Genomic DNA, 1,909 nt, shown 5'->3' with positions numbered 1-1,909 from the left:
CCGCGTTCCGGAACCCTTGCTATCCGGTCGAGAGACGTCTACGTTCCTCGGTTAACGAGACGAGACGGGATCGTTTCCGAGCGGAGCTCCGGCCACGGTAGGCCAACCGAAAAGGCAGCGTCGACGGATTCCACCCGGAACGCCCGAGGGCTTCTCGGCTCGACCAGGTTGACCTGCCTGTCTGGGTGTAGGCAACACCGGATTCGGCGGTCTGGAAAAGCAGTGTGTCCGCCTTTGCAACGTCAGCAGGAGACGGTATGCCCAGTCAGCCCAGCGTGCTACCCGCTCGAAGCTTCGCCACGCTCAGCTCCCTGTCCGCCGCGTGTCACCACGTGTCCGGCGGTGCACGATGAGCGCCGGCGTCCCGGTTCTTCCCGGCCGTGATCTGCCGCCACGGCCGTTCGGAGCTGGTTGGCCCGCCTACTGGCGCCAGGAAGCGGCCTGCCGCGACGGCGACCCGGACGCATTCTTCCCGCCGGACGGCCGCAACACGAAAGCCCGGGCCGCGGCCGAGAGGCGGGCCCGCAAGATCTGCTCCGACTGCCCGGTGCAGCGCCCATGCCTGGCCACCGCGATCTTCTGTCAGGAAGAGCACGGGGTGTGGGGCGGCCTGACCTCGGACGAGCGTGCTTCCGTCGTCCCCCGCGGGCGGCTGAGCGCGAACGACGCCCTGGTCTTCGCCGACCGGCTGCTGCTGTCCGTGTCGGTCGCGAGCTGAGCGGACCGCGCCCGGTGACCCCGGGCGCGTCCCGCAGCGATGATCGCCCCCCTGGTCACGCGGTGGCTCCTCACGCCGGCCGATCTGCCCGGATATCGGCGGCGATGATCAGGATCATGGTTCCAGACGACTCGGCCGCAACGCCCTCGCTATCCGGTCGGGCCATATCTCATTGACGGACCCGGCCCATCCTGGGCAGTCTTCATGTCATCACCTCACGCCGCGGGGCGTGCGGCGCGGCGGCGCGGGGACCGGACGCGGGAGGGCGCGGTGGGCACGGGTATGGCTCCCGGCGGGACCGGATTCGACGATCCGGGCAGTGGCGGCAAGAAACCCCGGGCCGTGCTGCCACAGACAGACCCTGGGAAATTCACCGGAAAATTCTTTTCCCTGAATATCATACTTTATATCGAACCAGCCCTGCACGGTCCTGCTCGCCGTTCCGCGCCCGCCACGCCAGGTACGGATTCCCGGCAACTCCGGCTGGAACGGCAATTCCGGCTGGAACGCGACGGACGTCGCGCCGTCGATTTCCTCCCCGTACGGCGGAGAGCTCGCTCGTGAAACCACGGCGGCGCCTTCTTCTGCTGCGGCACGCAAAGTCGGACTGGGCCGAAGGGTCAATCCACGACGCCGATCGACCGCTGTCCGGATCGGGCCGGCGGGGCTGCGAGCTCATCTCGCGCTACCTCACGGACAACAAGCTCGCGCCCGACCTCATTCTGTGCTCCTCCGCGCTGCGGACCCGGCAGACCGTCGAGGGCCTCGCGGATGCGCTCCCCCCGAACGTCCCGGTCCTGACCGAGGACCGGCTCTATCTGGCCGAGGCGCAGGACCTGCTGGACCGGCTGCGTGAGATCGACGACGGAGTGCCCAGCGTGATGCTCGTCGGGCACAATCCCGGTATCCACACGCTGGCCGTGGCCCTGCTGCCCCCGGCCGAGCGATACCGGATCCCCACGTTTCCGACGGCGGCACTCGCCATCCAGGATCTGACCGTTACGCGCTGGGCGGAGCTGGGTCAGGACTCGGCCCGGCTCGTCTCCTTCGTCACTCCGCGGGGCCTGCGGGAGGCCGTCGGACCGGCAGGGGCCCCGAAACCCGGCCCGCCGTCCTGAGTCGGGAACGCCGCCGGCCTGAGCTCGGCCGGCGGCCGAGCGCCGCGGCGCGGCAGCCCGATGAACTGGTAGG

Annotated in this window: 2 protein-coding genes; both read left to right on the top strand. The window is 69.5% G+C overall.

Annotation, left to right across the window (positions count from 1 at the left end; all coding sequences use genetic code 11):
• Nucleotides 1-349: 349 nt before the first annotated feature.
• Nucleotides 350-718 carry a WhiB family transcriptional regulator gene (locus AC08ON_RS11860; protein WP_476608276.1) on the top strand — a complete coding sequence of 123 codons (369 nt, stop codon included), beginning with the start codon at nt 350-352 and terminating at the stop codon, nt 716-718.
• A gap of 560 nt (nt 719-1,278) precedes the next feature.
• On the top strand, nt 1,279-1,836 hold the full coding sequence (locus AC08ON_RS11855; protein ID WP_476608275.1) for a SixA phosphatase family protein: 558 nt from the start codon (nt 1,279-1,281) through the stop codon (nt 1,834-1,836).
• Nucleotides 1,837-1,909 lie beyond the last annotated feature (73 nt).

This window comes from Frankia sp. CoWAU3 (genome assembly GCF_977971855.1).
The sequence above is the reverse complement of the archived record's forward strand: the minus strand, read 5'-3'. Positions and strand labels throughout refer to the sequence as shown.

Coding starts and splice junctions, on each gene's coding strand:
- AC08ON_RS11860 (WP_476608276.1), top strand. CDS start 350: ATGAGCGCCGGCGTCCCGGTTCTTCCCGGCCGTGATCTGCCGCCACGG.